The organism is Pseudomonas batumici, assembly GCF_000820515.1.
Lineage (GTDB): Bacteria > Pseudomonadota > Gammaproteobacteria > Pseudomonadales > Pseudomonadaceae > Aquipseudomonas > Aquipseudomonas batumici.
Map to the genome: position 1 here is coordinate 55,523 of NZ_JXDG01000021.1, position 24,021 is coordinate 79,543.

A 24,021-nucleotide genomic window follows, 5' to 3' on the forward strand; every position below is an offset into this window, starting at 1 on the left:
GGAGAAACCAGAAAATGAAACGCCCAGTTCTAGGCACCAGAAAAGACGTGGTCAGCGCCGTGATATGCAGTTTCCCGGGCGGTCGTGCTTACGCCGCCGCGAGCATCGGTATGCCGATCAAGAAATTCGACAATCAAGCCTACGAAAACGCCGGCAGCCGCCCGCTGACTGATGAACATCTTTTCAGACTGGAGCAGCAAGCTGGTACCACCTTCCTGCCCGATTACATCGCTGGGCTGTATGGCGGTCTGTTCGTCCCCCTGACGGCACCAGAAACGCTGGACAACGTCGACCTGTACAACCGCTCGGTCAAGGCAGCGGCAAAGCGTGGCCGGGTCGATCAGGCCATTTCCGAGGCCCTGGATGACGGCATTATCGAGAAGCATGAAGCCGACGCCATCGTGAGTGCCTTGCTCAAGTACATGTCCGCCCGCTATGCCGAAGTGCTCGCGACCATCCAGCTCTACAGCAACAAGGAGGCCGTACGGTGAGCACTTACAAGCTGGTCTGCCCCCACTGCCTGGGTCCCATGCGTATTCGCACAAGCGAAGGAACTCATATTTTTTTGCGGGTGGCGTACCTGCAATGCCGGAACGAGGCCTGCGGCTGGTCAGTTCGGGCGGAATTCGAAATGACCCACGAAATGTCCCCGAGTGGCATGGCAAACCCTGCTGTGCGACTCCCTGTCGCTGACGTGGCGTTGCGCCGTGCAGCGATGAAGTCCGCCGATGATCAACCCGACCTGCTGGACCAAATGGAAATGGAGCGTGCGCTATGAACCACGAAGACCTGTCCCACGATTACCGCAGCAGTATGCAGCGAGCCGCGTTCAGCTACCTGCAACGCCATGAAGCCGAGCATTTGGTGGATACCGACCTGTTGTTTGATCGTTGCGTGTGCCATCTGACCAGAGCCCTGGAAGTACCGGTGTTCATGGCACAACAACTCGTTCACAACGCCTGGACTGAACTTCAGGTCATCAATCAGCGCAAGTGGGTGGGTGTGGATTGGGGCACCGGGCCAGGTGCCACGGTCGTGCATTTGGTCGACCTGCGAGCAGATCTGCGCTACCCAGTACCGGCGCGGCTTTTGCCTCAGAAGCTGCTCGACCAGCGTAGCGCCCTGCCTCAGCAACACCCTCAATAAGCCCTTTTTAAACAACCCGCCCTGCCCCGATTCCCGTGGGTTTGGGTGAGCTTTGCCCGAAATCCGAGGTGGACCATGGAAATCGACGTCGCCATCACCGCAAAACTGAGCCGCACGCAGGCCGAAGCGCTGCTTGAAACGCTGCGCAACCAGTACGCGATGCAGTTCAACGAGCACTGGTATGACGACCGGTTTCGCATGATCCCCGAGGGCCTACGGCACGGCTCGTTGCTGGTGGCCTTCCCTGTGATGGCCGCGCAAAAACGCCTGATTGGCGCCCTTAAACACAGTCTCGACGAAGCGAAGTAAGCCACGATGGAAATGGAACAAAGGCTGCGAGCCGACGTCATCCAACGCATTGAGCGTGATTACCAGCTCAAGCACATGGCCAACACCAACTACATGCGCAAGGGTGTTTGCCCTGCCTGCGGCCAGAAGACCCTGTACACCTTCTACGATTCGCCCTGGACGCTGATCTGCGGACGGCCGGAAAAGTGCGACCACCGTGTCCACGTGAAGGACGTCTACGACGATTTGTTCAACGACTGGAGCAAGACCGCTCCGTCGACGCCGGACAACCCCCTTGCCACGGCACGCGCCTATCTTGAGTTTGCGCGGGGCTTCAAATTTGAGCTGATCGCCGGCTGGTTCACCCAGGAAAACTACTGGGATGGCCGGCAGAACATCGGCAGCGCCACGGTGCGTTTCGCCCTGGAGAAAGGTGGGTACTGGGAACGCCTGATAGATCGGCCAGACCGATTCGGCAAGATGAAAGCGCGCTTCCGCCCAACCGGCGAAGGCTTGCCCGGTTACAAAGGCATCTGGTGGTGCCCGCCGAGCGTGGACCTGCTGGAGGTCGACGAACTCTGGATAACAGAGGGCATCTTCGACGCTATCGCGCTGCTGCATAACGAAGTGTCGGCCGTGTCGATGATGTCCAGCGCCCCCTGCCCAATCGACTCGCTCAAGGCTCTGGCCAAACTGCGCCACGACGCTGACAAACGCCTACCGCGCCTGGTGTGGGCACTCGATAACGAGCCCGTCGCCAAGGCCAACATGCGCCGCTGGGCGAAAGAGGCGCGCGACCTGGGTTTCACTTGCAAAGCAGCGGTGATCCCTCAACCCAATGGCAAAAAAGTCGACTGGAACGATCTGCACCACCGCTGGAAGTCAATCGAGGGCGATGACGAGCGCGCTGAGCGTGTTGAGCAGGACCTTGATGAAGCCAGACACCAGGGCGACCTGTTGCTGGCCGATTCGGCTGAAGAAAAGGGCTTCCTCATCTACTTGCACGACGAGCGAAAGGAGTTCCACTTCTCGTTCCGCAAACGCTTGTACTGGTTTCGGCTTGACCTTGAAAAATACGACCGGGCCATGAGCGATCTGGAGAGTTCAGAACGTCATGACGACCAGTTGCTCAGCGATGAGCAGCGCCGCTACAAAGCATTGCGCCAGGCCGGCGCGGTATCCCGCATAGCCAACTGCCATTTCCAGGCGCTGTACTACATGCGCAACGAACTGACCGACGAGGCCTGGTACTACTTCCGCGTCGAGCGCCCGGAAGGTCCGGCTATAAAAAGCACCTTCACCGCCGCACAGCTCACCTCAGCACCTGAATTCTCGAAGCGCCTGCTCAACGTCTCCAACGGCGCGATGTTCGAGGGCAGCGCCAACCAACTGAGACGGATTCTGGCGCCCCAGCTTGACTGCCTGAAAACCGTGAACACCATCGAATGGATCGGCTACAGCCGCGAGCACGGTGCCTATGTCTTCAACGACCTCGCCGTCGCCGGCGGGTCGGTACACAAGCTCAACAAGGAGGATTTTTTCGACCTCGGCAAACTGAGCGTCAAGTCGCAGAGCCAGTCTCCAGTGCTGCATATCAACACCGACCTCAACGCCTACAACGAGGGTTGGCTCGACATCTACTGGCGCTGCTTTGGCGTACAGGGCCTGGTGGTATTGGCCTGGTGGCTGGGCGCCTTGCATGCCGAGCAGATCCGCCAGATCCACAAGTCACTAATGTTCCTGGAACTCGTTGGCGAAGCCGGGTCAGGCAAAACCACCCTGGTGGAATTGCTGTGGAAACTGGTCGGCCGTACTGACTACGAAGGCTTCGACCCGTCCAAAGCGACACCGGCAAGCCGTGCGCGCAACTTCTCGCAGGTGGGCAACCTGCCGGTGGTGCTGATCGAATCGGAACGCGAGCAGAAGGAAGGCCAGCCCGTTAAGCACTTCGACTGGGATGAACTGAAAACCGCATACAACGGCCGCAGCGTCCGCTCCACAGGTGTGAAAAACAACGGCAACGACACCCGCGAACCGCCGTTCAGAGGCGCCCTGCTGATCGCGCAGAACAACCCGGTGAATGCTTCTGAACCCATCTTGCAGCGCCTTTGCCACGTTCACCTGACTCGGGAGCACCACACTCCGGAAACCAAGCAGTTCGCCGAGCAACTGGAACGTATGCCGATGGAAGCCATCAGCGGCTTCCTGGTCAAAGCGCTGCAACGCGAGGCCAATACCATGCGCCTGATGGAGGAAAACACCTCCCGCTACGAACAGGAGCTGCTGGCTCAACCCGGCATCCGCACCGTGCGTATCGCCAAGAACCACGCACAGCTGCGCAGCCTTGTGGATGCCTTGGCGGACATCGTGCCCCTCGGCGAACAGCGCAAAGCCAAGGTGCACGCCGAGGTCAATCGCATGGCCGCAGAACGGCAGCAGGCAATCAACGCTGATCACCCGACCGTGCGCGAGTTTTGGGATCTATACGAGTTCCTCAATGGCATGGACGAGAAAGGGACGCTCAACCATGCGCGTCGGGATGGGTTGATAGCCGTGAACCTCAACGAATTCGTCGAGATGGCGGCCAACAAACGCCAACAGGTACCAGCGCTCAGCGACCTGAAGCGCCTGCTCAAGACCAGCAAGTCCCCAAAATTTTTGGAGTCGAACAAACCGGTCAATTCTGCCCAGCAGACAGATGCGTTCAACGCCAGCAAGACCGTCCGGTGCTGGGTATTCCAGGCCTGACCAATCACCAGGGCGCGGCAACGCCCAGGTATCAACCCCAAGGAGAAGCACCATGCCCGAAGACCAATTGAAAAACACCCTGGACGAGCTGTTCCAGTACCAGACGGAGCGCCCTGCCATTCGCAAAGCGGGTATCGACGCATTGGTACGACTGGTGCCTGTCGCCCTGCGCGATACAGGCCAGAGCGGCGTCGTCGCCCGCTTCCTGCTGGGCTTGTACAACGGCCCAGCACATCCGTTCGACCTGACTGAGCTGCGCCGTCTGGACGTGGGCCTGTTCGACGACTTCATTGCTGTCCTGCGGCTGGACAACACCCCCGAACAAGAGGTGCACACCTACCTCCCCAACGGTGATGCCATCTGGCAGGAGCTGCGCGGGAACTGGGCATGAAATGGGCCGCGAAACGCAATCGTGACGGTGAGATCGTCCATCGCTGCTGGGTGACCGACAGCGGCTATACCGTTGCCGAGTGCCGGCTGCCAGAAGCGCGCTACCCCATCACCAGACCGGGCGGTGACCTGCCTTTCGCGTATGCGAAGAACCGGGACGAAGTGATCGGAATTATCGAGCAAGACCAGGCACGTCAGGCCTGAAAACACGATGGTCGGGAGCGGCAACTCCCGGACATCCACCCCAAGGAGAAGCACCATGCAGACACAACAACCAAGCGATGATCAAACAGAGAATTGCACGACCGACTTCAAAGAAGGCGTCACCCAAAGGGGATTCCCGCGAGTCGAATTCAGCGATTTTTACAACGAGCGTTGCAGCGTTCAGGTCAGCAGCTTGGCGGACACGCCTGCAATCTGGCTCGGGATGGATCATCCCAAAGCCCAGATTCTGAAGGACGGCAATTGGAAGCCAGTCACTCTGCCAGAAGGAGCGCAATTGAGCGGGCGCATGCATCTGTCGCACCAACAGGTGAAGAAACTGCTCCCGTACCTGATGGCCTTTGTTGAAACCGGTGATCTGCTGCGTAAGGCCACTGCCACCCGGCCAAAGCCGCAGCTCGTGGCCGAGATCAAAAAAACCAGCAAGTACGCGCATCAAGCCAACTTCATGCGCAATAGCTGCACATACACCTACCCCTTTGCATGCGCTATCGACAGCGACGGTGGCGGTGAATACGTCGTGAAAGGAGGTATCGGCGGCCAGTATCGCCTGGCCGATGTGAATCTTTATGTCATCGCTGAGGGACGAAAAATCCGCCTGAAATGAACCGGGTCTCCCGGAAATGAAAGCGGTGTCGGGGAGCGGCAACTCCCCGACACCTACCACCCCAAGGAGAAGCACCATGCAAGCACAACACCCAAGCGGCAGCAGTACAGAGGCTACCACGAACACCTTCAAAATCGGCGATGACGTGTCCTACGTCATTGGCCGCAGCACCGAGCGCAGTGTCAGTTTCAGCGTGCGCGAAGGCAAAATCGTCAAGATCGACGGCAATATTGCCGTCGTGAAATCCCGCAACGGTCGCTGCATCACGCAGCCGCTGGGCAAGCTCACCCGCAAGGGCGAACGCAATGCCCTGACCCGTGCTCTGCTGGGAGATGTGCAATGAGCCACTTCTTCTACAAGTCAGAAGCGCCGACGGTGGTTGAAACCGTGCAGGTCTGGTACCAAACCCGGGACGCGTTCGGGGCTCAACGGGCAAAGCTCAGCGATGCCTTTGGTGCCCAAGCATCCACGATGTGTTCTGGAACTCATAGCTTTGTTGGTGGACTCAGTCTTGGCGGAAGCCGGGAACTTGATCCGCACTGGTGCCGCCCGGACGAGCACGGTTACCGGAGACTTCGCTGCAACGCCATCCCCCCCAAGGGCAGCAGCAAAGAAACTCGCGACGCCATGCGCGATGAACACAAACGGCTTCAAGCTCTGTGGAATGAACACTGCCCCGACCGCATCGACGCCATCAGCACCTGGTCACAGCTGAACATCAACACCAGCAACATCTGGATGATGGGCGGGATCATGTTCGAAATCGATGGCGTTGCCTTTTTTTGCCTGGGCTTTGAAATCAACCAGACCGAACACCACGCGGCAGTTGCTGACGGCAAGCCAACCTCTGGCTGGATCGAAGGCGCCAGCGAGATTCTGCCCAGTGAGTACGAGCGGGCTCGCCAGCTGAAAGTCGATGGTCAGCAGGAGGTTGTATGACCGTCTTCCTGTTGCTGTACCTCTGCACTGATGCAACTCGAACCGACTGCCAGGTGGTGCCGACTCAACGCTGGAAGGGACCCGAAGCGTATGAACAATGCATCGACGCGTTACCAGGCCTGACCGAGTCACTGACTGCACCCAACCGGGAACGGCATCGATTCGTGTGCGAGATCCAGGGCGAAGGTGCGAAACACGCAGAACATAAGGCCCAGCCCGCGTTCATTCATCAATCGTTTCGGATGTGAGGGAAGCGCCATGAACACCGCCTTCATCCTGATGGCCCAATACGATGGCCAAGCGATTATCTCGCTGGAGCTGGTTTGCCGGGATTACTTCACGCACCTGACTCCGGACATGTTCCAGCGCAAGGTGATGAGTGGTCAGATCAAGCTGCCCATCACCCGCCTGGAACCGAGCCAGAAGTCAGCTAAGGGCATCCACCTCACCGACCTGGCCGCCTACCTCGATGTACAGCGCGCCGCCGCTGTTAAAGAGCACAGCCAGATCAACGGGTTAAAACACGCCTATTGAGCCACTTCATTGATGCGGCGCCCAGTTGGACGGGCGCCCTCAATATCTTTTCGTGCCACTCCCACCCCACGTAACGGTCCCCCTTGCCGCGCAAGTGGGTGTAGCGCCTCAACGAATTCCAATCCCTGTGCCCCGAAACACTCGCCACACGCGGGATATCCCAGTCCATTTCAAACAGGCGACTGACTCCATCGTGGCGAAGGTCATGGAAGTGCAGATCCGCGATATTCAAAAACTTGCAGGCTTTGGCCCAGGACGTGGAGATAGATTCGGGGCTGTAAGGGAATATATCGTCGCCGGCCTTTGGCATTGTCTGGAGGATCTGCCACGCCTCGTCTGGCAGGTAACACCAAACATCGTTGCCGATCTTCTGCCCGGGGTTCTTCATGTCGCGCACCAGCACTCGCTGACCGGGCTCGTCGACGTCCGACCAGCGAATACGGGTTATTTCATCCAGACGACGCGTAGAAAACAGAGCGAAGCCCACGACCTTCATCATGTTAATGACGCTTGGACGCCGAGCCTGCATATCCTGATAGTGGTTGAGAACCTTCCCCAGCTCGTCCAGCGTCGGACGACGATCACGCTCACGACTTTTCAGGTTGTAACCGAGCTTGCGTAATACCCGCCGTGCGCCGCCCATGGCCAGGGGATCAACCTCATAGCCCCAGGCATCCTTGGCAATGGAAAGCACGGCACCGAGGTGGGCCAGGTCGTTACCGGCTGTCTGCGGCTGGACGCCTCCCCCCTCGGGGCTCATCCGCCACAGAGCGAAGTCGACCAGACACTGAGTATTGATGTCCGTATCGGTCAACTGGCCCAGGTATGTCTCGCCGATGGCAGTCAGCGTCGCGCGTTTGGTCTTGCCCAGTGGCCGTGCTTTCTCTACCTCGACCAGGTAACGAGCAATCATCTCTTTGAGCGTGGCGCCCTTTCGGCTCGCCCGCTCGATCGCACCAGGCTCATCCAGCTCTGATTCACGCTTGCGGGCCCAAGCCTGGGCAGCCTGTTTTCGGGCGAAGGTCTGGCTCTCTTGGTAGACTTGCACTCCGTCGCGCTTGATGCGGATCTGAGCCGTGTAGCTCACAGTCCCATCCGCCAGTTTTCTTGCCCTGATAGTCGCCATATCGAAAGTGGTACGCGTCAGTTTTGAAGTGGTACATCGTACCACCGAGACCTAAAAAACGCCTGAAAACGCCCCAAAACACGCCGAAAACACGTTGAGTAAAATGGTTCAAAAACAGAGCTTTAGCCCAGCAGAATCAAGCCCCGCACTGTCTCGGCGCTTTAGCGTTGCACCCATGATGGATTGGACTGACCGCCACTGCAGGTTCTTCCTACGCTTGCTCTCCAAGCACACCCTGCTCTACACCGAAATGGTCACCACCGGCGCCCTGCTCCACGGTGATCACGAGCGTTTCCTGCGTCACGACGAAGCCGAGCACCCGCTGGCCCTGCAACTGGGCGGCAGCGTGCCCGCGGACCTTGCCGCCTGCGCCCGCCTGGCCCAGGAGGCCGGTTACGACGAGGTGAACCTCAACGTCGGCTGCCCCAGCGACCGGGTGCAGAACAATATGATCGGCGCCTGCCTCATGGGGCACCCCGAGCTGGTGGCCGATTGCGTGAAAGCCATGCGCGACGCCGTGTCGATTCCGGTCACGGTCAAACACCGCATCGGCATCAACGGACGGGACAGTTACGCCGAACTCTGCGATTTCGTCGGCAAGGTGCACGGGGCCGGTTGCGGCAGTTTCACCGTGCATGCGCGGATTGCGATCCTGGAAGGCCTGTCGCCCAAGGAAAACCGCGATATTCCACCGCTGCGCTATGACGTGGCCGCCCAGCTGAAGCGGGACTTCCCGACCCTGGAAATCATCCTCAACGGCGGGATCAAGACCCTGGAGCAGTGCCACGAGCATTTGCAGACCTTCGACGGGGTGATGCTGGGCCGCGAGGCGTATCACAACCCGTATCTGCTGGCGGAGGTGGATCGGCAGTTGTTCGGCAGTGACACACCAGCGATTTCACGGGCCGAGGCGCTGGCGCAGTTGCGGCCTTATGTGGCCGCGCATATCGCCGAGGGGGGCGCCATGCACCATATCACCCGGCATGTGCTGGGGCTGGGCACCGGGTTTCCGGGGGCGCGGCGGTTTCGGCAGTTATTGTCGGTGGATATTCACAAAACCAAGGATCCGCTGGCGCTGCTGGATCAGGCGGGGGAGTTGTTGGAGGGGCGGTAACGCGACCGGCGAGGGACCGCGTTATCGTTCATCGCTGGCAAGCCAGCTCCCACAAAGGGCGGAGTTCATCGCGGGTAAGCTCCGCTCCCACAAAGGGCGGCGTTCATCGCCAGCAAACCGGCTCCCACAATAGAGAACGGCGGTGTTTTCGAGAGCAGCGCAAAAAGGGCGACACCCGCCAAGGTGTCGCCCTTTTTCATGTGCTCGCGGCGTCAGGCGGTCAGGTGCGCTCCAGCGCATTCACCAGGTCGTGAAACGCTTCGCGGTTCGAATCGTTCAAGCCCATGAGGATCTTGTGCGCTTCCAGCACCTTGACCCGCACCACCTCTTCCGACTGGTCCTGCGACGGCAGGTCGGTCAGGCATTCCGGGCACGGGATCGGCCGGTTGACGATGTTGAAGACCTGGTCGAAGCCCATGGACTCCAGCAGCCGGGTGATGTCGTCGTGGGTGGTGACCACGGTCGGCAACAGCCCGACCTTCTGCCGCGACAGGATCGACAGCTTGGCCAGCAGGCCCAGCGTGGTGCTGTCAATGCTGCGGGTTTCGGTCAGATCGATCACGATGGCCGAGAAATTCAGCGCCGTGAAGATCTTTTCAATTGTTGCATCCAACGCTGAACAGAGGGTCAGGCGAACTTCACCGACAAACTTCAGAACGAAGGTGCCATCCTGCTCGGCGAACTGGATTCTACCGGTACTCATCAAATGTTCCTGCTCAACACTAACAGGGCGATATCATCCGGCATCTCCCCTAGCGTGGCCAATCCAAAGACCTGGCGCAAGCCATCCAGGCTGCCCCCGGCTGTTTTCACCAATTCAGGTAAAGCAGCCTCTTTCTCTTTGAGTGTATCTTGCTTCAAAAGGTCCAGAATGCCATCTGACACCAGCGTCAGGCTGAACGTCGGCGGCAACTCCAGAATGTGATCTTCATAGGTGGCTTCGTTGAACAAGCCCACCGGCAAACCACGGCCTTCCAGATAACTGACGCTGTCCGGGGTATAGAGCACCGGCAAGGGCAAATGCCCGCCAATGCTGTAGGTCAGCAACCCGGTCTCTTCATCGATCACGCCGCCGACCATGGTCACGTGCTTGCCCATCTTGAGGTTGATCAGGCCGCGGTTGATATGGCCCAGCACCTGCGAAGGCGTGAACTCCGGCAGGGTGCCGTTGCGCTTGGATTCGAACAGCAGGCGCGTGGTCATGAACTTCAGCAGCACGGTGACGAACGCCGAGGACGCACCATGGCCGGACACATCCGCCAGGTAGAACGCCACGCGGCGCTCATCGACCCGGAAGTAGTCGACGAAATCGCCCGACAGGTACAACGACGGAATGATCTGGTGCGCGAACTGGAAGTTGTCGATGCTCCACGGGCTGGTCGGCAGCATGTTCATCTGCACCTGGCGACCGGCGTTCTGGTCTTCCTGGAGCAGGTGCAGGCTGGCTTCGAGCTCGCGGTTGGCGGCTTCCAGCTTCTCGCGGTAGCGCTGGTTCTCCAGCAGCAGGCGCGCACGATCCAGCGCCCGGCGCACGGAGTGCTCCAGGACGGCGAGGTCCTCAAGGGGCTTGATCAGGTAGTCAGCAGCGCCCAGGCGCAACGCTTCGACGGCGTCATTCATGACGCCCGCGCCGGACACCACGATCACCGGCGTCTGCGGCGAAAGGTCGGTCACCTGACGAATCAGCTCAAGGCCGCCCATCTGGGGCATGCGCAGGTCGCAGATCACCAGGTCGGGCTTGGACTGTTCGAATACCTCAAGCCCCTGCAAGCCATTGCCGGCCTGCAGGACGCTGAATCCGCTGTCTTCCAAGTAGGCCGCAAGGCTTGCACGCACTACTTCGTCGTCATCAATTATCAGCAGCGTGGCACTGGTTTTCTGCATGTGGGCAAACGGCGCCAGAATTAGGTTGGCGTAGACAGCAAGGCGACATGCCCGACTCGTACTACTGGATTCGCTTTCTAGCCTCTCTGTCTCGAACGGTCGGACGATCACGTCCGGTGCATCGGTATCAGAGGTGCCCTTCTAAGGCGCAGACGGTACTCCCATCCGACGGGCGTTTCAAGCTCATGCCGATGGTCGCTTGACGTCTTTACACCTCAAATCACCGGGAGTTATAAGAACAGTGCAAACCACAACGGAATTGAAGGACTGCGCCCATGAGCCGAACCGATCAAGACTACAGTGAAAAGCGTGACTACATCCGTATGCGCGTCGACGCCGATGTCACGCTGATCCACGCGGGGCTGGAGATCAGCGCGACCTGCCTGGACCTGTCGGGCAGCGGCATGCAGGTCGCCGCACCCCGTGCCTTCAAGGCCGGAGACCAGTTGCTGGTGCGCATCGATTCCGACCACCCGGCCCTCAGGGGGCTGGAGGCCGAGACCGAAGTGGTCTGGGCCCGCGACGACAACGGTGGACAGCGGCTGGGGTTGCAGATACTCAAGATGACCTGAGGTCACCGCCACCTGTAGGAGCCGGCTTGCTGGCGATGCAGGCGCTGCGGTATGGCAGGCAGACCGCGTTATCGTTCATCGTCGGAACGCCGCCCGCAGCAAGCTGGCTCCTACAGGTTTGTAGGTGTTCAGGCATAAAAAAGGCGACCTCTTGAGGTCGCCTTTTTCATTAGCCCGGAAAAAACTAAAAATCGTCTTCGACCTTGCCGCCCTTGATCTTGAACTCACGGTTCTGCAGGTAGGCGTTGCGGATGAAGATGTATTTGTCGCCGGTGATCAGCTTCTCGCTCGACAGCAGGCTGGTGCGGGTATCGATGATGTCCGCGCCGAACGCAATGTTGCGCGCCGGAATGTCGTTCATGTAGCGATACGGTTGGGTGTAGGTGTCGATGTACTTGGACGGCGCGTCACGCAAGGTGCTCGGGCCGAAGAACGGGATAACCACGTACGGACCGCTGCCCACGCCCCAGTGTGCCAGGGTCTGGCCGAAGTCTTCGTCGTTGCGCTGCAGCCCCATTTTGGTGCCGACATCGAAGAAACCGGCGACACCGAAGATGGTGTTGAAGAATATCCGCGAGGTGTCCACACCGGCCGCCTGGGGCTTGAGCTGAAGCACGTCGTTGGCCAGGTTTTTCACATCACCGATGTTGAGGAACATGTTGTGGATGCCGTCCACCAGGAACTGCGGCGTCACTGTCTGGTAGCCCTGGGCCAGGGGTTTCAGCGCGTAGGTATCCAGCACGTCGTTGAACTTGAAGATGGGACGGTTGACGCTCTCCCACGGATCTTCGTCTGCCGCCTGTGCGGCAAATGGCACCAGCGCAACACTGGCACACAGAGACAGTTGAGCTAGACGTTCGATCCAGCACATAAAAAGAACTCCTTGGATAAGACGGGGTTGGGTACCGCGCCCTCGAAAAGCGGGCAGTATAAAGCGGATAACCTCGATTAGGCAGTACGCTCGGCACAAGTCCTGCGAAGAATTACCGATTAGGCGAGAGGGGCTCCCCGTCATCCAACTGTCATGGCAGTGTCTTAGCCTGCGGAGTCATTTCAGGGACGTTACCATGCCATTGACCGCTGCCGTACCGCTGCCCGCGCCCACCGCCCTGCTCTTCGGCCTGAGCGGTTGCCTGGTGGATTTCGGCGCCCGCGCCCGCCCTCACCTGGACCCGGACGAGCACAACCACGCGACACCGGGTGCGCTGGAAATACTGCAAGGATTGCAGCAACGTGGCGTGCCTTGCGCCTGGCTGGATGAATTACCCCACGCGGTCAGCCAACCGCTCGCCGCAACCCTGCCGAGCTGGGTCAAAGCCTCGCTCCCCCCCGCCAACGGCGCCCAATGGCCGGCCCCCAATGCCTGCTGGCACGCGCTGATGACGCTTGGCGTGCAGCAACTGGAGGGCTGCGTGCTGGTCAGCGGCGAACCGCGCCTGCTGCAATCGGGCCTGAATGCCGGGTTGTGGACCATCGGCCTGGCCTCCTGCGGCCCCTTGTGCGGCCTCTCGCCCGTGGAGTGGCAGGCGCTGCCGCAAAAGGAGCGGGAAAGGAAACGCGCCAAGGCCACCGTGGAGCTGTTCAGCCTAGGCGTGCACTCGGTGATCGATCACCTGGGCGAACTGGCGACCTGCCTGGACGACATCGCCCTGCGCCGGCTCAAGGGCGAGAAGCCCTGACGCGGCGATCTTGATCGAGGTCATGCAGGCCGCGCAGGAGTGGATTACTCTGACAGTCAGGCACAGACTTTTATCGCCGGATGGCGGTCTATGTGTCAGAGACTATCCAAAGAGGGAGTACCACAATGCCTGCCCGCGAACTGCAAGACCAACTCAATACCCTGCGCGAGCAACTGGAGCAGAGTCCACCCCTGTCACTGGAAGAGCGTGAACACCTGCAAGTGCTGATGCAGCAGATCGAGGCCCAGATCAAGCTGGAAACTTCGACCGCCAGCCTGGCGGACGGCGTCAACCTCGCCGTGGAGCGCTTCGAACTCGAACACCCCGCCATCGCCGTGACCTTGCGCAATATCGTGCAGACCCTGGGCAATATCGGAATCTGAACAGGCCTACGCACCGACCCGCCCCTATCCAACACAGCAGAGGCTGTTTTCAAGGGGCGGGCTTCACAGGTCTGAACTCCCGGGCACCTGCTGCGCACGGTCCAGCGCTTCCTGGGTAATCCGCACTTCCCCGGCTTTTCGTTCACGATCGATCACTTCGAGCGCCTGCTCATAGACCGTATCGTTCATTTCCCGGCCAACGGGAATGTCCGCCTCGGCGATCCCCAAGGCACTCGCCCCCTGCTGCACCGTCGTGGTCCAGCTAGCGATTTCCTGCGGCGAAGCTTGCGGCTGCCGTGCCAGCGCTTCCAGCGCCTCACGCAATTCTTCCAGGGTTTGCAACTGCTCCTGTGCAACGGCCGCATGGCGCTGCGTCTCGGGCAGGGTCTTCAGGTAATCCCTCCAGACCGGTCGCTCAAGCAGCAGCTCGACCTGTTTGCCGGGCACGGCCTCGGCCGCCAGGACTCGATCACCCGCTTCCCGGGTCATATCCCGGGTGACATTGCTGGCCCCCCGATACAGCATGGACAAAGGTTGCCAAGGGAGTGCCAGGCGCTCAGCAAGATCGACACGGTAGGCCAGGTAGATCTCGACTTCATCGACATGGGGCCAGCGTTCATCCGCGGCCTCGGCAGCCGCACGCCCTGCCGCCTCGATTTCGGTCTCGCCCAGGCCACGCTCACCCGCCGCCGCGATGGCCTGCGCCCTGGCGTCCCCAATGTGGGCGGCCCTGACAATCTCTTGCCTGGCGGCTTCGACTTTGGAGATATCGTTCAGTCGCGCCAGCCGCGAGCGCCCCCGGGCCAAGGCCAGGTACGCCGCCTCCCTGGCATTGCCCGCCAGTTGATCCGCCTCGTGGAGCAATACCTCGCCGCCCAACCGGGTGAACACCTCGGTAAAACCATCGGCACAGGTTTCCAGGTCGGTCGTCCAGTCGAACAGGGCCTGACGCAGCCCGGTGTCGGCAGCCGCCGCCTCGATCATTCGCCAGACGCGTCGGATCAACTGCCCGCGGTATTCGACGCGATAGTCCGCCGAGTAACGCAGCGCGGCAATCGACTCCAGGAAGGTTTCGCTCCCCGGCTCATCAGCCACCAGGCTCCACAGCGCCCTTTTGCTCTCCTGCTCCGTAATCGAAAAGCTGCTGTCCAGCCAGTTTTCCACGACAGGCGTCAGCGTCGGCACCCCCTGTTCCGGGACTTGCGTGTCCTCCGGCAGGGCGAAACGTATCGACGGGCGATCAATGAACTGGGAAATCATATAGCGCGTCGTACTATCGAACGGATTACCGTAAAGCAATACCGTTCTCATCCTGAGACTGCTCAGGCTATAAAAGCTCCAGGGGATGGTGGTCAATTGGTTGCATTGCAAATCCAGCACCATCAGATCGAGCAGTTCCAGTACCCCGGTCGGCCAGGCGGACAATCCGGTACGCTGCAGCTGGAGCCCTTGCAGTTGGGGCATGCCCCTGGCATCGAACAGCCCCAGAGGGTTGCCATCCAGGTTCAGTTGCCTCAGGTGCGCCATACTGCGCAATTGCTGCCCCAGTAACGGGGTCCAGGCGATCCGGTTGCCGTTGAGCTGCAACCTGCGCAGCTCAGCCATCGCGCCAATGCTTGAGGGCAACCGCGTAAGCCTGCCCCCCGTGATATGCAACTCACGCAACTTGGGAAAATGCTTGAGAAAGGCCTCGAAGTCTCGGCGCTCCCGACGTCCGACCAGGGTCAACTTCAATGAGATCACATGCTCGAAACTGCCCTCTTCCAGTTCAGGCAACTTCAGCAGGTGCTCCCTTGAAAGGTCCAGCTCATACCCCAGCGGTTGGCCATTGGCATCGAGCACGGGCTGCGACTCCCGGCGCCAGCACTTTCTGATCCGGTTCACGACACGTGACTTGGAAGCCCTGTTGACCAGCCAATTACCGACACCACCACTGCCATGCTCATACTCACTGTCGATGCGCCAGTATTCGAGCATCAGTTTCAGCTTCTGGTACTGGTCCTGCTGCTTCTTCAGGGCCTTCAGGAATGCCTTGTCATCCTGCCCTTCAAGCGACAGGAACTGTCGAACCGTCTCCAGGTCCTTACCGGGATAAAGCTTGTCCACCAGCAGCCGCAAATGGCTCGGCGACACGGCCTCCTTGCTCCCCCCGCCACCGAGCGGATAACCGAATCGGCCATCGCTCAAACGCATGGGCGACTTGAATCCGGGCTTGATCGCTTGCATGTTCAGCAACGCGCGAACGCGCGCACGCGACAGCATCAGGCGGTTCACCACCGCCTGCTTGAACAGCTCCGGGCGGGTTGTACGCGAGAAGCCGAGTGCCCGGAGCTGGTTATCCGGCAGAGCACGCAATAGCGTCACCTGGAGGTTGCCCGGCAGGTCCTGCCCTTCGATCTCATAGCCCCCCGACTTGCGCACCAACGCCAGGGGAGCTTCGGATGAGGTCGCCCCCACACTGTCGACCAGGCGTCGCCCGCCCGGTGCCAGTTCGGAAGGCTCATACAGCTCGATGCGCAGGTTTTTCGACCAGCCCGGCAGATTTTCCAGTGAATGCAGGAACAACCGGTCGGCATCCAGGCTGACCGACGATTCGAGGAAAAGCCCTTCATAGGCCCGCGCGATACGTACCTGTTGCAAATACCAGCGACGTTCTTCCGCCAGCCGCAACGGCACCCTCCCCGCTTTCAGCGACTCAACCTCATACCCGCTGGCCGCACTGGCCAACTCATCGGCAATCGCCGTCGGCAAGCTGGGAAAGTCTTGCTTGATCAAGGCAACAAAGGCATTTCGGGAACGGGTACGAAATTCGTAATAGGCCTCGAACAGCGCACTGCGCTGGTTCCGCGCCTCGGCGGCAAGCCGCTTGTTCAGCGCCGCCAGTTGTTCCGCGTGGGTCAACCGCGCCTCACCCGCCTGGCGCCCGAGCAATGCATCGACCTCGTTCTGGTCAAGCCCCTGCAACACCACGTCGAGCAGTTCGGCGTCATGTATCTGGGCTTCGGTGACGATCACCACCGGCAACTGCGCGTTATCCACCGGGCCGTATTCCTTCAACACTCGCCCTTCGCCATTGACGAACCGCAAGACCTTGGTGGGCGGCCACAAGGCCTCCAGCAACTGCTCCTGGATACGCCAATCGACAACACCACCATTGGTCGTGCCGGTCTCGATAAACCGCTGGATATCCGCATCGACCCGGAAGCGCTCCAGCGTATCGCTCAGCAGCGCGGGTCGGCTCATCTGGTCCAGGTACACCGGACGCAACTGATCGGCCTCCACGCCACTGATGGTCATGATGCGAGTCGCCTGCTCCGGGGAAAAGCCTGCCAGGTCGGGCCCCAGGCGCTTGAACAGCTTGAGCGCATCCCACTGCAACGGCGCCTCCAACTCATGCATCCAGGCGCCTGAGCCGTTATGGCTGAACAACGGCGCATAGGTCGTCCGGGTTGGATGCTCGGCGCGGTATTCATGGCTGACGCGACTGGGGCTGAGTTTGTAATAGCCCCCGTCCAGATCCAGGTAGGTACTGCCATTGCGCGCGTGCAGTCCTGACTCGTCAGGCTTGAGCCCCTCGGGCAGGGCCGGCCGATGTCGATAGGGCGCCAGGTCGGCTTTCCATAACCGGATGCCGCCGTCCGGCAGCTTGACCCGCTTGAGTGTGTCAATAAAAGCCGCCGCTTCGGCGTCGCGCGCCAGGACCTGCATGAAGGCCCCAAGCTCCAGGTTCAGCACCACGCCGAGAAAGACCAGCACGGCCTGCTTCTGGTCGCCGTGTTCCCACTCCTCGATCCCCTCGTAGAGTTGGACAAGCATCTGGGCAGCGGCCACCGCCAGCATCGCCTCGCCAAGTCCCGGCAGGAAAAACAGCAGGTTGACGCCCCAATCCAGAAAGGAATGCCAGCGAGCGCTACGGGTCTTCTTGTCCTCCGCATCCGTCGACACCGCCAGCATCCGGGCATCATCGAGCATCTTGTCGGTGTGCTGCACATAGAGCTCGACGAAGGGATCTCCCGTTATTCGGGCGAGCTGGAGTTGCAAGCGCGCCCGTTCATCGGGCACACGCCGGCGCGTCTCGGCATTCAAGGGATTCAGGCGTTCATTCAGCGCGGTGAAAAACACCGGTTGAGTGCGCAAATGGAGGTAGCGCCGAAATACGTGCTGATACCCCTGATTGCGCAGCCTGCGCCTGAGCTCATCCTCGAATGCCGCCAGGGACGAATACTGCTTGAGCGCCTGCTCGGAATCACCGGACAGGTACACCAGACAAGGACAAGGCTCACGGGTGGTCGGGACGTCGAAACGGATCAGCAGTACGCCCTTGAGCAAGGCACCTCGATAGCCGCTTTCGGGAATACGCACATCGAGCATCTTGATCTCATGAAACTGCACGGCATGCAGGCTCCAGAGAGGGCTGGCGTTTCCGCCGACCCACTGCTTGAGCATCCGGTAAGCCGAGTCGTCGATATGCCCTTTCATCACGGCAATATCGGCCTGGAGCGCCAATTCGGAAATCTCGTGGGCGATGAACAATCGACGAAACTCATCATCGCGTTGTCCGGAAGCCGTCTTGCGCAACAGAAAGGACTCAATATGTTCTTTATATTTCCCGCCCAGATCCAGATCACGGCATAACCGGGCAAACGCCCGTGGCGTCAATGCCTTGAGCAAGACACCTTGACTCTTGCGAAGTATCTGCGAGCCTCGATCGAAGCCAAAGTAATTCGTTTCACTTTCCTCGAAATTCTGCAAGGCGGCCTGTAACAACGTCTGTTGCGTGAGTCTTTGCTGATAGGGTGTGGAGAGTGTTTCTGCCGCCAGTATATGAACATGCCTGAGCTGGTCCTGAAACACATCCAAGCCCGTGCCGAACTCCTCGTCCAGGGCCTGTTGCAGGCGCGGTGCGGCAAACGCCTCCGGGCTCTGCAAGCCCTGTAGATAAACGTTCAGGTCGGCCTTGCTGGCCTGATGGCGACGCATGTTGTCCGCGTAGGAACTACGGGTTTCGAAGGGCGCAGCCTTCAGCCAATCCGGCAGTCGACTTGCCACCAGCGCATAATATTCTTCCCCCTCGAGAGCCACTGCAACATCCGATGTTTCAAGCGCAAAAACAGCCATTTCCAAAAACCTTGAATAACCTCAATCCCCTTATACTATTCCTCACTCAGCCGATAAAAAGTTCAAATAACCAATCACTTCTTCTATCTTTCCATCTATATTACCCACCCATGATATATCTATTAACGCCCTTCAACAGCTTATCCAGTGAACGGCTTTTCGATTGATCGCATCCTCGTTATAAAATCGCAAACACGCTTGTACCGCCACGATCAGGCGCCCACTAAAAAGCCCCGACTCTCACGAGCCGGGGCTTTTGGGTTACCACTTGCTTCAGGCTATCAGAGCCCTGATTGACCGCTCAACGCCAGGTCCATCAGCTCACGGTTGGCCACCGCATACATGGCGTAGTCAGTGCCGCTGGCGGCACGGATTTCCACCAGCATCGCACGCCAGCGCTCGGCCATGCTCGCGTTGCGCTCAAGCCACAGGGCCACGCGGGCTTCCATGTCTTGTGGCGCGTCGACCAGTTTCAGCACCGAGATGGTGATCGCGCGCTGCTGCCAGTCCACATCGTCACGGAAGGCTTCGCGGGCCTGGGCCTGCCAGTTGTTGGCCACGCGCAGGTCGCTGATTTGCTGGGAGTACCAGGTCAGGTCCAGCGCACTGCCCACCGCGAAGTAGGCCTTGGCCACTTCGGCGGCGTCGTGACCGGTGACGTCGGCGGCTTCGATGATCGGCAACAGGGTGTACAGGTGCGTGGTACCCGCCACCATGCGCGCCAGCAACTCCGGCACACCGGCCTTGACGTAGGCCTGGTAACGAGCCTGCCAGACTTCACGGGTCGGACCTTCCAGCAGTTCGTCGAGCTTGAGGCCCAACGCCGCCAGGTGCGGACCGAAGTGCGCCACGTCACGGGCAGCATCCTGCTCGTTGCGGCGGCTGCGCAGGAACCAGCGCGTGGCGCGACGGCCCAGGCGCATCAGTTCGTCCATCAGCGCCAACTGGGTCTCGGCCGAAACCTTGTAGTCCAGGGCTTCGATCTGACGGAACCAGTGCGGGAGGTGGAAGATGTCACGCACGATCACATAGGCGCCGGCCACGTTCGCCGGGCTCATGCCGGTGGACTCCTTCAGGCGCTGCACGAAGGTGATGCCCATGTGGTTGACCAGGTCGTTGGCGATCTGGGTGCTGACGATCTCGCGCTTGAGGCGGTGACGGCGCATGGCTTCGGCGAACTTGCTCACCAGCATCGGTGGGAACGCGGTTTCCATGTCACGGGTCAGGTACTCGTCGTCCGGTACCTTGGATTCGAGCAATGCCGCCTTGAGGTCGATCTTGCTGTAGGAGATCAACACCGACAGCTCGGCACGGCTCAGGCCCTGGCCCGCCGCGACGCGTTCGGCCAGTTGCTCTTCCGACGGCAGGAACTCAATGGCACGGTCCAGCTTGCCACGGCCTTCCAGGTCGCTCATCAGGCGCTTGTACTCGGCGATCCGGTCGACTGCGCGACGGGCCGCCAGGGACAGTGCCTGGGTCTGCTTGTAGTTGTTGCCCAGGACCAGGCCGCCGACTTCGTCGGTCATGCTGCCGAGCAGCTGGTTACGCTGCTTCTCGGTCATATCGCCGGCCTGCACCACTTCGTTGAGCAGGATCTTGATATTCACTTCGTGGTCGGAGCAGTCCACGCCACCGGCGTTGTCGATGAAGTCGGTGTTGGAACCGCCGCCATGCAGGCCGAACTCGACGCGACCGAGCTGGGTCATGCCCAGGTTGCCGCCCTCGCCCACCACCTTGCAGCGCAGTTCGTTACCGTTCACCCGCAGGGCGTCGTTGGCCTTGTCGCCGACATCGGCGTGGCTTTCGCTGCTGGCCTTGACGTAGGTACCGATACCGCCGTTCCACAACAGGTCCACCGGTGCCTTGAGCAAGGCATTGAGCAGTTCGGTCGGGGTCAGTTTGTCGGCCTCGATGTCGAAGCGCTCTTTCATCTGCGGGGAGATCGCGATGCTCTTCGCGCTGCGCGAGAAGATACCGCCGCCCTCGGACATGATGCTCGCGTCGTAATCCGACCAGGCCGAACGCGGCAGGTCGAACAGGCGCTGGCGCTCGGCGAAGCTGCTCGCCGGCTCAGGGTTCGGGTCGATGAAGATGTGCAGGTGGTTGAACGCCGCGACCAGCTTGAGCTTGTCGGACATCAACAGGCCGTTGCCGAACACGTCGCCGGCCATGTCGCCGATGCCCACCACGGTGATGCTGTCTTCCTGGACGTTGATGCCACGCTCGCGGAAGTGACGTTGCACGCCGACCCACGCGCCCTTGGCGGTGATGCCCATCTTCTTGTGGTCGTAACCGGCCGAGCCGCCGGAGGCGAAGGCGTCGCCGAGCCAGAAGCCGTAGTCGATGGCAATGCCGTTGGCGATGTCGGAGAAGGTCGCGGTGCCCTTGTCCGCCGCCACCACCAGGTAGGGGTCATCGTCGTCATGACGCACGACGTTGGCTGGCGGCACCAGGGCGCCGTCCTTCAGGTTGTCGGTGATGTCCAACAGGCCCGAGATGAAGATGCGATAGCAGGCGATGCCTTCGGCCGCGATCTCGTCACGGCTGCCGCCCAGTGGCAGGCGACGCGGCAGGAAGCCGCCCTTCGCACCCACCGGCACGATCACCGAGTTCTTCACTTGCTGGGCTTTTACCAGGCCCAGGACTTCGGTGCGGAAGTCTTCCTCGCGGTCCGACCAGCGCAGGCCGCCACGGGCGACGTTGCCGAAACGCAGGTGCACGCCCTCGACCCGTGGCGAGTAGACGAAGATTTCGAACTTCGGTACCGGCTTGGGCAACTCGGGAATCGCGTGCGGGTTGAACTTGAAGCTGAAGTACGACTTGTTCTGGCCGTTGGCGTCGGTCTGGTAGAAGTTGGTCCGCAGGGTCGCCTTGATCAGGTCAAGGTAGCGACGCAGGATGCGGTCTTCGTTCAGGACCTGGACGTCGTCCAGGGCGGTCAGGATCGCTTGCTCCAGGCGCAGCTGCTTGTCGTCGAGGTCTTCGACGCTCAGCTTGCGGGCCAGGTAGAAACGGGTCTTGAACAACCGGGTCAACTCGCGGGCGATGTCGGTGTGGTTGTTCAGGGTGCTGGCGATGTAACCCAGGTCGAAGCCCAGGCGGATCTGCTTCAGGTAACGGGCGTAGGCACGCAGCAGCGCCACGTCGCGCCATGGCAGGCCGGCGGTCAGCACCAGGCGGTTGAACGCATCGTTCTCGGCATCGCCACGGACGATGTGGACGAACGCGTCCTGCAGGGTGTCGTTGAGCTGCTGGATATCCAGGTCCAGGCCTTCGGCGGCGGTGAAGGCGAAGTCATGGATCCAGAACTCGCGACCGTTGTGGTGACGCAGGTGATACGGGAACTCGCCCAGCACGCGCAGGCCGAGGTTTTCCAGGATCGGCAGGACGTCGGACAGCGCCAGCGGCGTGTCGGCGTGATACAGCTTGCAGTGCAGCTCGCGCTGGCCGGACACCTGGCCCAGCGGCTGGTAGAAGCTCATCACCAGCGGATTGCTGTCGCTCAGGCTCAGCAGGTGCTGCATGTCGACCACGGCCGAGTGCGCGGCGAAGCGCTCGCGGTAGCCGGCCGGGAAGCCTTTCGGGAAGTCCGCCAGCACGTTGGTGCCCTGGGCCTCGCCGAAGCCTTCGACCACCAGGCTCTTGTAGTCGTCCTGCCAGCTGCGGCAGGCCTGGATCACTTCGTTTTCCAGTTGCAGCGGGTCGATATCGAGGCGGTTCTTCGGGTCGACCCGCAGGATCAGTTGCACACGGGCCAGCACGGATTCGGAGAAGAAGGTCCAGAACTCGCAGTCGGTGGCCTTCAGGCGCTCCATCAGCACTTGCTGGATCTTCTGCCGCACTTCGGTGGAGTAGATGTCACGCGGCACGTAGGCCAGGCAGTAGCAGAAGCGGCCGTACGGGTCCTTGCGCAGGAACACGCGGATCTTGTTGCGTTCCTGGATCTGCACGATCGACATCACGGTGTTGAACAGCTCGTCCACCGGGGTCTGGAACAGATCGTCGCGGGGCAGTACTTCGAGGACCTGGGCCAGTTCCTTGCCCAGGTGGGCCTTGGCCTGGAAGCCCGAACGGCGCTCGATCTCGGTGACCTTGCGGCTGATGTAAGGGATCACCCGCACGCTTTCGCCGTACACCGAAGAGGTGTAGAGGCCCATGAAGCGGCATTCCTTGATGACCTTGCCGTCGGCGTCGATCTGGCGGATCGAGACATAGTCCGGGTAGGCATTGCGGTGCACGCGGCTCGGCAGTGCGGCCTTGGCGAACGACAGCGGCGTCGGTTCGCGCAGGTAGTTGACGGCGTAGTCTTCGATGCGGGTGTCGTCGGGGGTCAGGCCGGCGCGCAGCAATTTGGTCAGGCCGAGGAAGGATTGGGCGTCATATTCGATATGGCCGCCGTCCTTCTCGTCACGGACCACGAACTCTTCGTAGCCGAGGAAGGTGAAATGGTTGTTCACCAGCCACTGCAGGAAGGTCTTGATCTCGGCCTTTTCTTCCGGGTCGATGGCGAACTGGCTGGCATCGATACCGGCCAGCAGGTCCTGGACCTTGGCCTTCATCGGTTCGAAGTCGGCGACGGCAATCCGCACTTCCGTCAGGACCTGCTCCAGCTCCTTGGACAGCACGCTCAGTTCGGCGGCGTTGGCGCTGCGATCGATTTCCAGGTACATCAGGGATTCTTTCTCGACCCCCTCGCCCTGGGTGCCCTTGGGCAGGATTTCCAGCAACTCGCCCTTGCTGCCGCGGCGCACGCTCAGCACGGTGGTTTGCAGGGTGTGGATACTGTAACCGCGGCGGTTCAGTTCAGTGCGGACCGAGTCGACCAGGAACGGCAGGTCGGGGTGCAGGACCTCGACGGCGGTGTGGGTCGACTGCCAGCCATGGCGTTCATAATCCGGGTTGTAGGCGCGCACCTGTGGCTGGGTGTGGTCGAAACGCTCCAGCAGACGCCAGGCCGAAAGGGTGCAGCCGGCCAGATCGGAGAGCCGGCGCTGGGTCAGCTCGTCCAGGGAAATGATGCCGAAGAACTGTTCAGCGAACAGCGCCACTTGTGGCAGTGCCTGTTCGTTGATGTGCTGCGCCAGTGCCGCCTGCAGTTGGTGCTGGAAGTCGGCTTTGCTGGCTGCGGTGAAGAACGCCATCTGTGGTACTCCGCTTGGGCTTGTTATATAGAGAAAAGCGTCGCGTTTTCTTCCCCGAAAAGGGGGACCTGCATCACTCTGCAGGGTGAAGCTGGGCAGTACAGAGTGACAGGTTGATGAAGCTGGCCGC

At 60.6% G+C, this 24,021-nt stretch carries 22 protein-coding genes; 16 read left to right on the plus strand and 6 right to left on the minus strand.

The window, feature by feature from the left end; translation table 11 throughout:
- Positions 1 to 14 precede the first annotated feature (14 nt).
- The 12 genes from UCMB321_RS10060 to UCMB321_RS10120 all read left to right on the plus strand — a co-directional run bounded on the left by UCMB321_RS10060 (position 15) and on the right by UCMB321_RS10120 (position 6,874).
- A complete protein-coding gene (locus UCMB321_RS10060; RefSeq protein ID WP_084614874.1) occupies positions 15 to 491 on the plus strand; it encodes a YmfL family putative regulatory protein in 477 nt (158 codons plus the stop codon).
- A complete protein-coding gene (locus tag UCMB321_RS10065) occupies positions 488 to 778 on the plus strand; it encodes an Ogr/Delta-like zinc finger protein (RefSeq protein WP_040065995.1) in 291 nt (96 codons plus the stop codon). The genes UCMB321_RS10060 and UCMB321_RS10065 overlap by 4 nt, the downstream gene beginning before the upstream one ends.
- Positions 775 to 1,146 (plus strand): hypothetical protein, encoded by a 372-nt coding sequence (locus UCMB321_RS10070; protein ID WP_040066002.1) that lies wholly within the window; start codon positions 775 to 777, stop codon positions 1,144 to 1,146. Before UCMB321_RS10065 ends, UCMB321_RS10070 begins: the two co-directional genes overlap by 4 nt.
- Before the next feature lie 75 nt (positions 1,147 to 1,221).
- Positions 1,222 to 1,455 (plus strand): hypothetical protein, encoded by a 234-nt coding sequence (locus UCMB321_RS10075; protein ID WP_040066004.1) that lies wholly within the window; start codon positions 1,222 to 1,224, stop codon positions 1,453 to 1,455.
- Positions 1,456 to 1,467: 12 nt separating this feature from the next.
- Positions 1,468 to 4,182 carry a toprim domain-containing protein gene (locus UCMB321_RS10080; protein WP_040066006.1) on the plus strand — a complete coding sequence of 905 codons (2,715 nt, stop codon included), beginning with the start codon at positions 1,468 to 1,470 and terminating at the stop codon, positions 4,180 to 4,182.
- 52 nt (positions 4,183 to 4,234) lie between these two features.
- Positions 4,235 to 4,573, plus strand: coding sequence for a DUF7673 family protein (locus UCMB321_RS10085; RefSeq protein WP_040066008.1), 339 nt, complete (start codon positions 4,235 to 4,237; stop codon positions 4,571 to 4,573).
- Positions 4,570 to 4,776 carry a hypothetical protein gene (locus UCMB321_RS10090; protein ID WP_040066011.1) on the plus strand — a complete coding sequence of 69 codons (207 nt, stop codon included), beginning with the start codon at positions 4,570 to 4,572 and terminating at the stop codon, positions 4,774 to 4,776. The genes UCMB321_RS10085 and UCMB321_RS10090 overlap by 4 nt, the downstream gene beginning before the upstream one ends.
- A 55-nt stretch (positions 4,777 to 4,831) precedes the next feature.
- On the plus strand, positions 4,832 to 5,401 hold the full coding sequence (locus UCMB321_RS29970; protein ID WP_084614878.1) for a hypothetical protein: 570 nt from the start codon (positions 4,832 to 4,834) through the stop codon (positions 5,399 to 5,401).
- 76 nt (positions 5,402 to 5,477) lie between these two features.
- Positions 5,478 to 5,744, plus strand: coding sequence for a hypothetical protein (locus UCMB321_RS10105; RefSeq protein WP_040066013.1), 267 nt, complete (start codon positions 5,478 to 5,480; stop codon positions 5,742 to 5,744).
- Complete coding sequence (locus UCMB321_RS10110) at positions 5,741 to 6,340, plus strand: hypothetical protein (protein ID WP_040066015.1); 600 nt, start codon at positions 5,741 to 5,743, stop codon at positions 6,338 to 6,340. The genes UCMB321_RS10105 and UCMB321_RS10110 overlap by 4 nt, the downstream gene beginning before the upstream one ends.
- On the plus strand, positions 6,337 to 6,588 hold the full coding sequence (locus UCMB321_RS10115) for a hypothetical protein (protein WP_040066017.1): 252 nt from the start codon (positions 6,337 to 6,339) through the stop codon (positions 6,586 to 6,588). Before UCMB321_RS10110 ends, UCMB321_RS10115 begins: the two co-directional genes overlap by 4 nt.
- Positions 6,589 to 6,598: 10 nt before the next feature.
- A complete protein-coding gene (locus UCMB321_RS10120) occupies positions 6,599 to 6,874 on the plus strand; it encodes a pyocin activator PrtN family protein (protein WP_040066020.1) in 276 nt (91 codons plus the stop codon).
- Here the strand turns inward: UCMB321_RS10120 and UCMB321_RS10125 are convergent.
- Positions 6,849 to 8,000, minus strand: coding sequence for a site-specific integrase (locus tag UCMB321_RS10125; protein WP_040066023.1), 1,152 nt, complete (start codon positions 7,998 to 8,000; stop codon positions 6,849 to 6,851). The genes UCMB321_RS10120 and UCMB321_RS10125 overlap by 26 nt on opposite strands.
- A gap of 103 nt (positions 8,001 to 8,103) precedes the next feature.
- On the opposite strand from UCMB321_RS10125, the gene dusA reads away from it, so the two are divergent.
- Positions 8,104 to 9,114, plus strand: a complete 1,011-nt coding sequence (gene dusA / locus UCMB321_RS10130) for a tRNA dihydrouridine(20/20a) synthase DusA (RefSeq protein ID WP_040066025.1) — start codon at positions 8,104 to 8,106, stop codon at positions 9,112 to 9,114.
- A 220-nt stretch (positions 9,115 to 9,334) separates the two neighbouring features.
- Here dusA and rssC read toward each other — a convergent pair whose 3' ends face one another.
- Together rssC and rssB are read right to left on the minus strand one after the other, a co-directional pair.
- Positions 9,335 to 9,817: an anti-sigma factor antagonist RssC gene (gene rssC / locus UCMB321_RS10135; protein WP_040066027.1), complete on the minus strand. Its 483-nt coding sequence runs from the start codon at positions 9,815 to 9,817 to the stop codon at positions 9,335 to 9,337.
- Positions 9,817 to 10,998, minus strand: a complete 1,182-nt coding sequence (rssB, locus tag UCMB321_RS10140; protein WP_040066028.1) for a two-component system response regulator RssB — start codon at positions 10,996 to 10,998, stop codon at positions 9,817 to 9,819. Before rssB ends, rssC begins: the two co-directional genes overlap by 1 nt.
- Before the next feature lie 275 nt (positions 10,999 to 11,273).
- Between rssB and UCMB321_RS10145 the strand changes: the two genes are divergently transcribed.
- Positions 11,274 to 11,570 (plus strand): PilZ domain-containing protein, encoded by a 297-nt coding sequence (locus UCMB321_RS10145; protein WP_040066031.1) that lies wholly within the window; start codon positions 11,274 to 11,276, stop codon positions 11,568 to 11,570.
- A 184-nt stretch (positions 11,571 to 11,754) separates the two neighbouring features.
- Here UCMB321_RS10145 and UCMB321_RS10150 read toward each other — a convergent pair whose 3' ends face one another.
- Entirely contained in the window at positions 11,755 to 12,441 is a 687-nt protein-coding gene (locus UCMB321_RS10150; RefSeq protein WP_040066034.1) for an MlaA family lipoprotein, read from the minus strand.
- 196 nt (positions 12,442 to 12,637) lie between these two features.
- On the opposite strand from UCMB321_RS10150, the gene pcrP reads away from it, so the two are divergent.
- On the plus strand, positions 12,638 to 13,249 hold the full coding sequence (gene pcrP / locus UCMB321_RS10155; protein ID WP_040066037.1) for an HAD superfamily inactivated hydrolase PcrP: 612 nt from the start codon (positions 12,638 to 12,640) through the stop codon (positions 13,247 to 13,249).
- A 125-nt stretch (positions 13,250 to 13,374) separates the two neighbouring features.
- A complete protein-coding gene (locus UCMB321_RS10160) occupies positions 13,375 to 13,632 on the plus strand; it encodes a DUF4404 family protein (protein ID WP_040066040.1) in 258 nt (85 codons plus the stop codon).
- 63 nt (positions 13,633 to 13,695) lie between these two features.
- Here UCMB321_RS10160 and UCMB321_RS10165 read toward each other — a convergent pair whose 3' ends face one another.
- The gene (locus UCMB321_RS10165) at positions 13,696 to 18,681 is read right to left on the minus strand and encodes a dermonecrotic toxin domain-containing protein (RefSeq protein WP_167337435.1); all 4,986 of its coding nucleotides are present in this window, start codon (positions 18,679 to 18,681) and stop codon (positions 13,696 to 13,698) included.
- Between the two features lie 350 nt (positions 18,682 to 19,031).
- Complete coding sequence (locus UCMB321_RS10170) at positions 19,032 to 23,891, minus strand: NAD-glutamate dehydrogenase (protein ID WP_040066043.1); 4,860 nt, start codon at positions 23,889 to 23,891, stop codon at positions 19,032 to 19,034.
- Positions 23,892 to 24,021 lie beyond the last annotated feature (130 nt).

Coding starts and splice junctions, on each gene's coding strand:
- UCMB321_RS10090 (WP_040066011.1), top strand. CDS start 4,570: ATGAAATGGGCCGCGAAACGCAATCGTGACGGTGAGATCGTCCATCGC.
- UCMB321_RS10145 (WP_040066031.1), top strand. CDS start 11,274: ATGAGCCGAACCGATCAAGACTACAGTGAAAAGCGTGACTACATCCGT.
- rssC (WP_040066027.1), bottom strand. CDS start 9,817: ATGAGTACCGGTAGAATCCAGTTCGCCGAGCAGGATGGCACCTTCGTT.
- UCMB321_RS29970 (WP_084614878.1), top strand. CDS start 4,832: ATGCAGACACAACAACCAAGCGATGATCAAACAGAGAATTGCACGACC.
- UCMB321_RS10160 (WP_040066040.1), top strand. CDS start 13,375: ATGCCTGCCCGCGAACTGCAAGACCAACTCAATACCCTGCGCGAGCAA.
- UCMB321_RS10115 (WP_040066017.1), top strand. CDS start 6,337: ATGACCGTCTTCCTGTTGCTGTACCTCTGCACTGATGCAACTCGAACC.
- UCMB321_RS10150 (WP_040066034.1), bottom strand. CDS start 12,441: ATGTGCTGGATCGAACGTCTAGCTCAACTGTCTCTGTGTGCCAGTGTT.
- UCMB321_RS10070 (WP_040066002.1), top strand. CDS start 775: ATGAACCACGAAGACCTGTCCCACGATTACCGCAGCAGTATGCAGCGA.
- dusA (WP_040066025.1), top strand. CDS start 8,104: ATGGTTCAAAAACAGAGCTTTAGCCCAGCAGAATCAAGCCCCGCACTG.
- UCMB321_RS10060 (WP_084614874.1), top strand. CDS start 15: ATGAAACGCCCAGTTCTAGGCACCAGAAAAGACGTGGTCAGCGCCGTG.
- UCMB321_RS10120 (WP_040066020.1), top strand. CDS start 6,599: ATGAACACCGCCTTCATCCTGATGGCCCAATACGATGGCCAAGCGATT.
- pcrP (WP_040066037.1), top strand. CDS start 12,638: ATGCCATTGACCGCTGCCGTACCGCTGCCCGCGCCCACCGCCCTGCTC.
- UCMB321_RS10110 (WP_040066015.1), top strand. CDS start 5,741: ATGAGCCACTTCTTCTACAAGTCAGAAGCGCCGACGGTGGTTGAAACC.
- UCMB321_RS10125 (WP_040066023.1), bottom strand. CDS start 8,000: ATGGCGACTATCAGGGCAAGAAAACTGGCGGATGGGACTGTGAGCTAC.
- UCMB321_RS10105 (WP_040066013.1), top strand. CDS start 5,478: ATGCAAGCACAACACCCAAGCGGCAGCAGTACAGAGGCTACCACGAAC.
- UCMB321_RS10075 (WP_040066004.1), top strand. CDS start 1,222: ATGGAAATCGACGTCGCCATCACCGCAAAACTGAGCCGCACGCAGGCC.
- UCMB321_RS10080 (WP_040066006.1), top strand. CDS start 1,468: ATGGAACAAAGGCTGCGAGCCGACGTCATCCAACGCATTGAGCGTGAT.
- rssB (WP_040066028.1), bottom strand. CDS start 10,998: ATGCAGAAAACCAGTGCCACGCTGCTGATAATTGATGACGACGAAGTA.
- UCMB321_RS10170 (WP_040066043.1), bottom strand. CDS start 23,891: ATGGCGTTCTTCACCGCAGCCAGCAAAGCCGACTTCCAGCACCAACTG.
- UCMB321_RS10085 (WP_040066008.1), top strand. CDS start 4,235: ATGCCCGAAGACCAATTGAAAAACACCCTGGACGAGCTGTTCCAGTAC.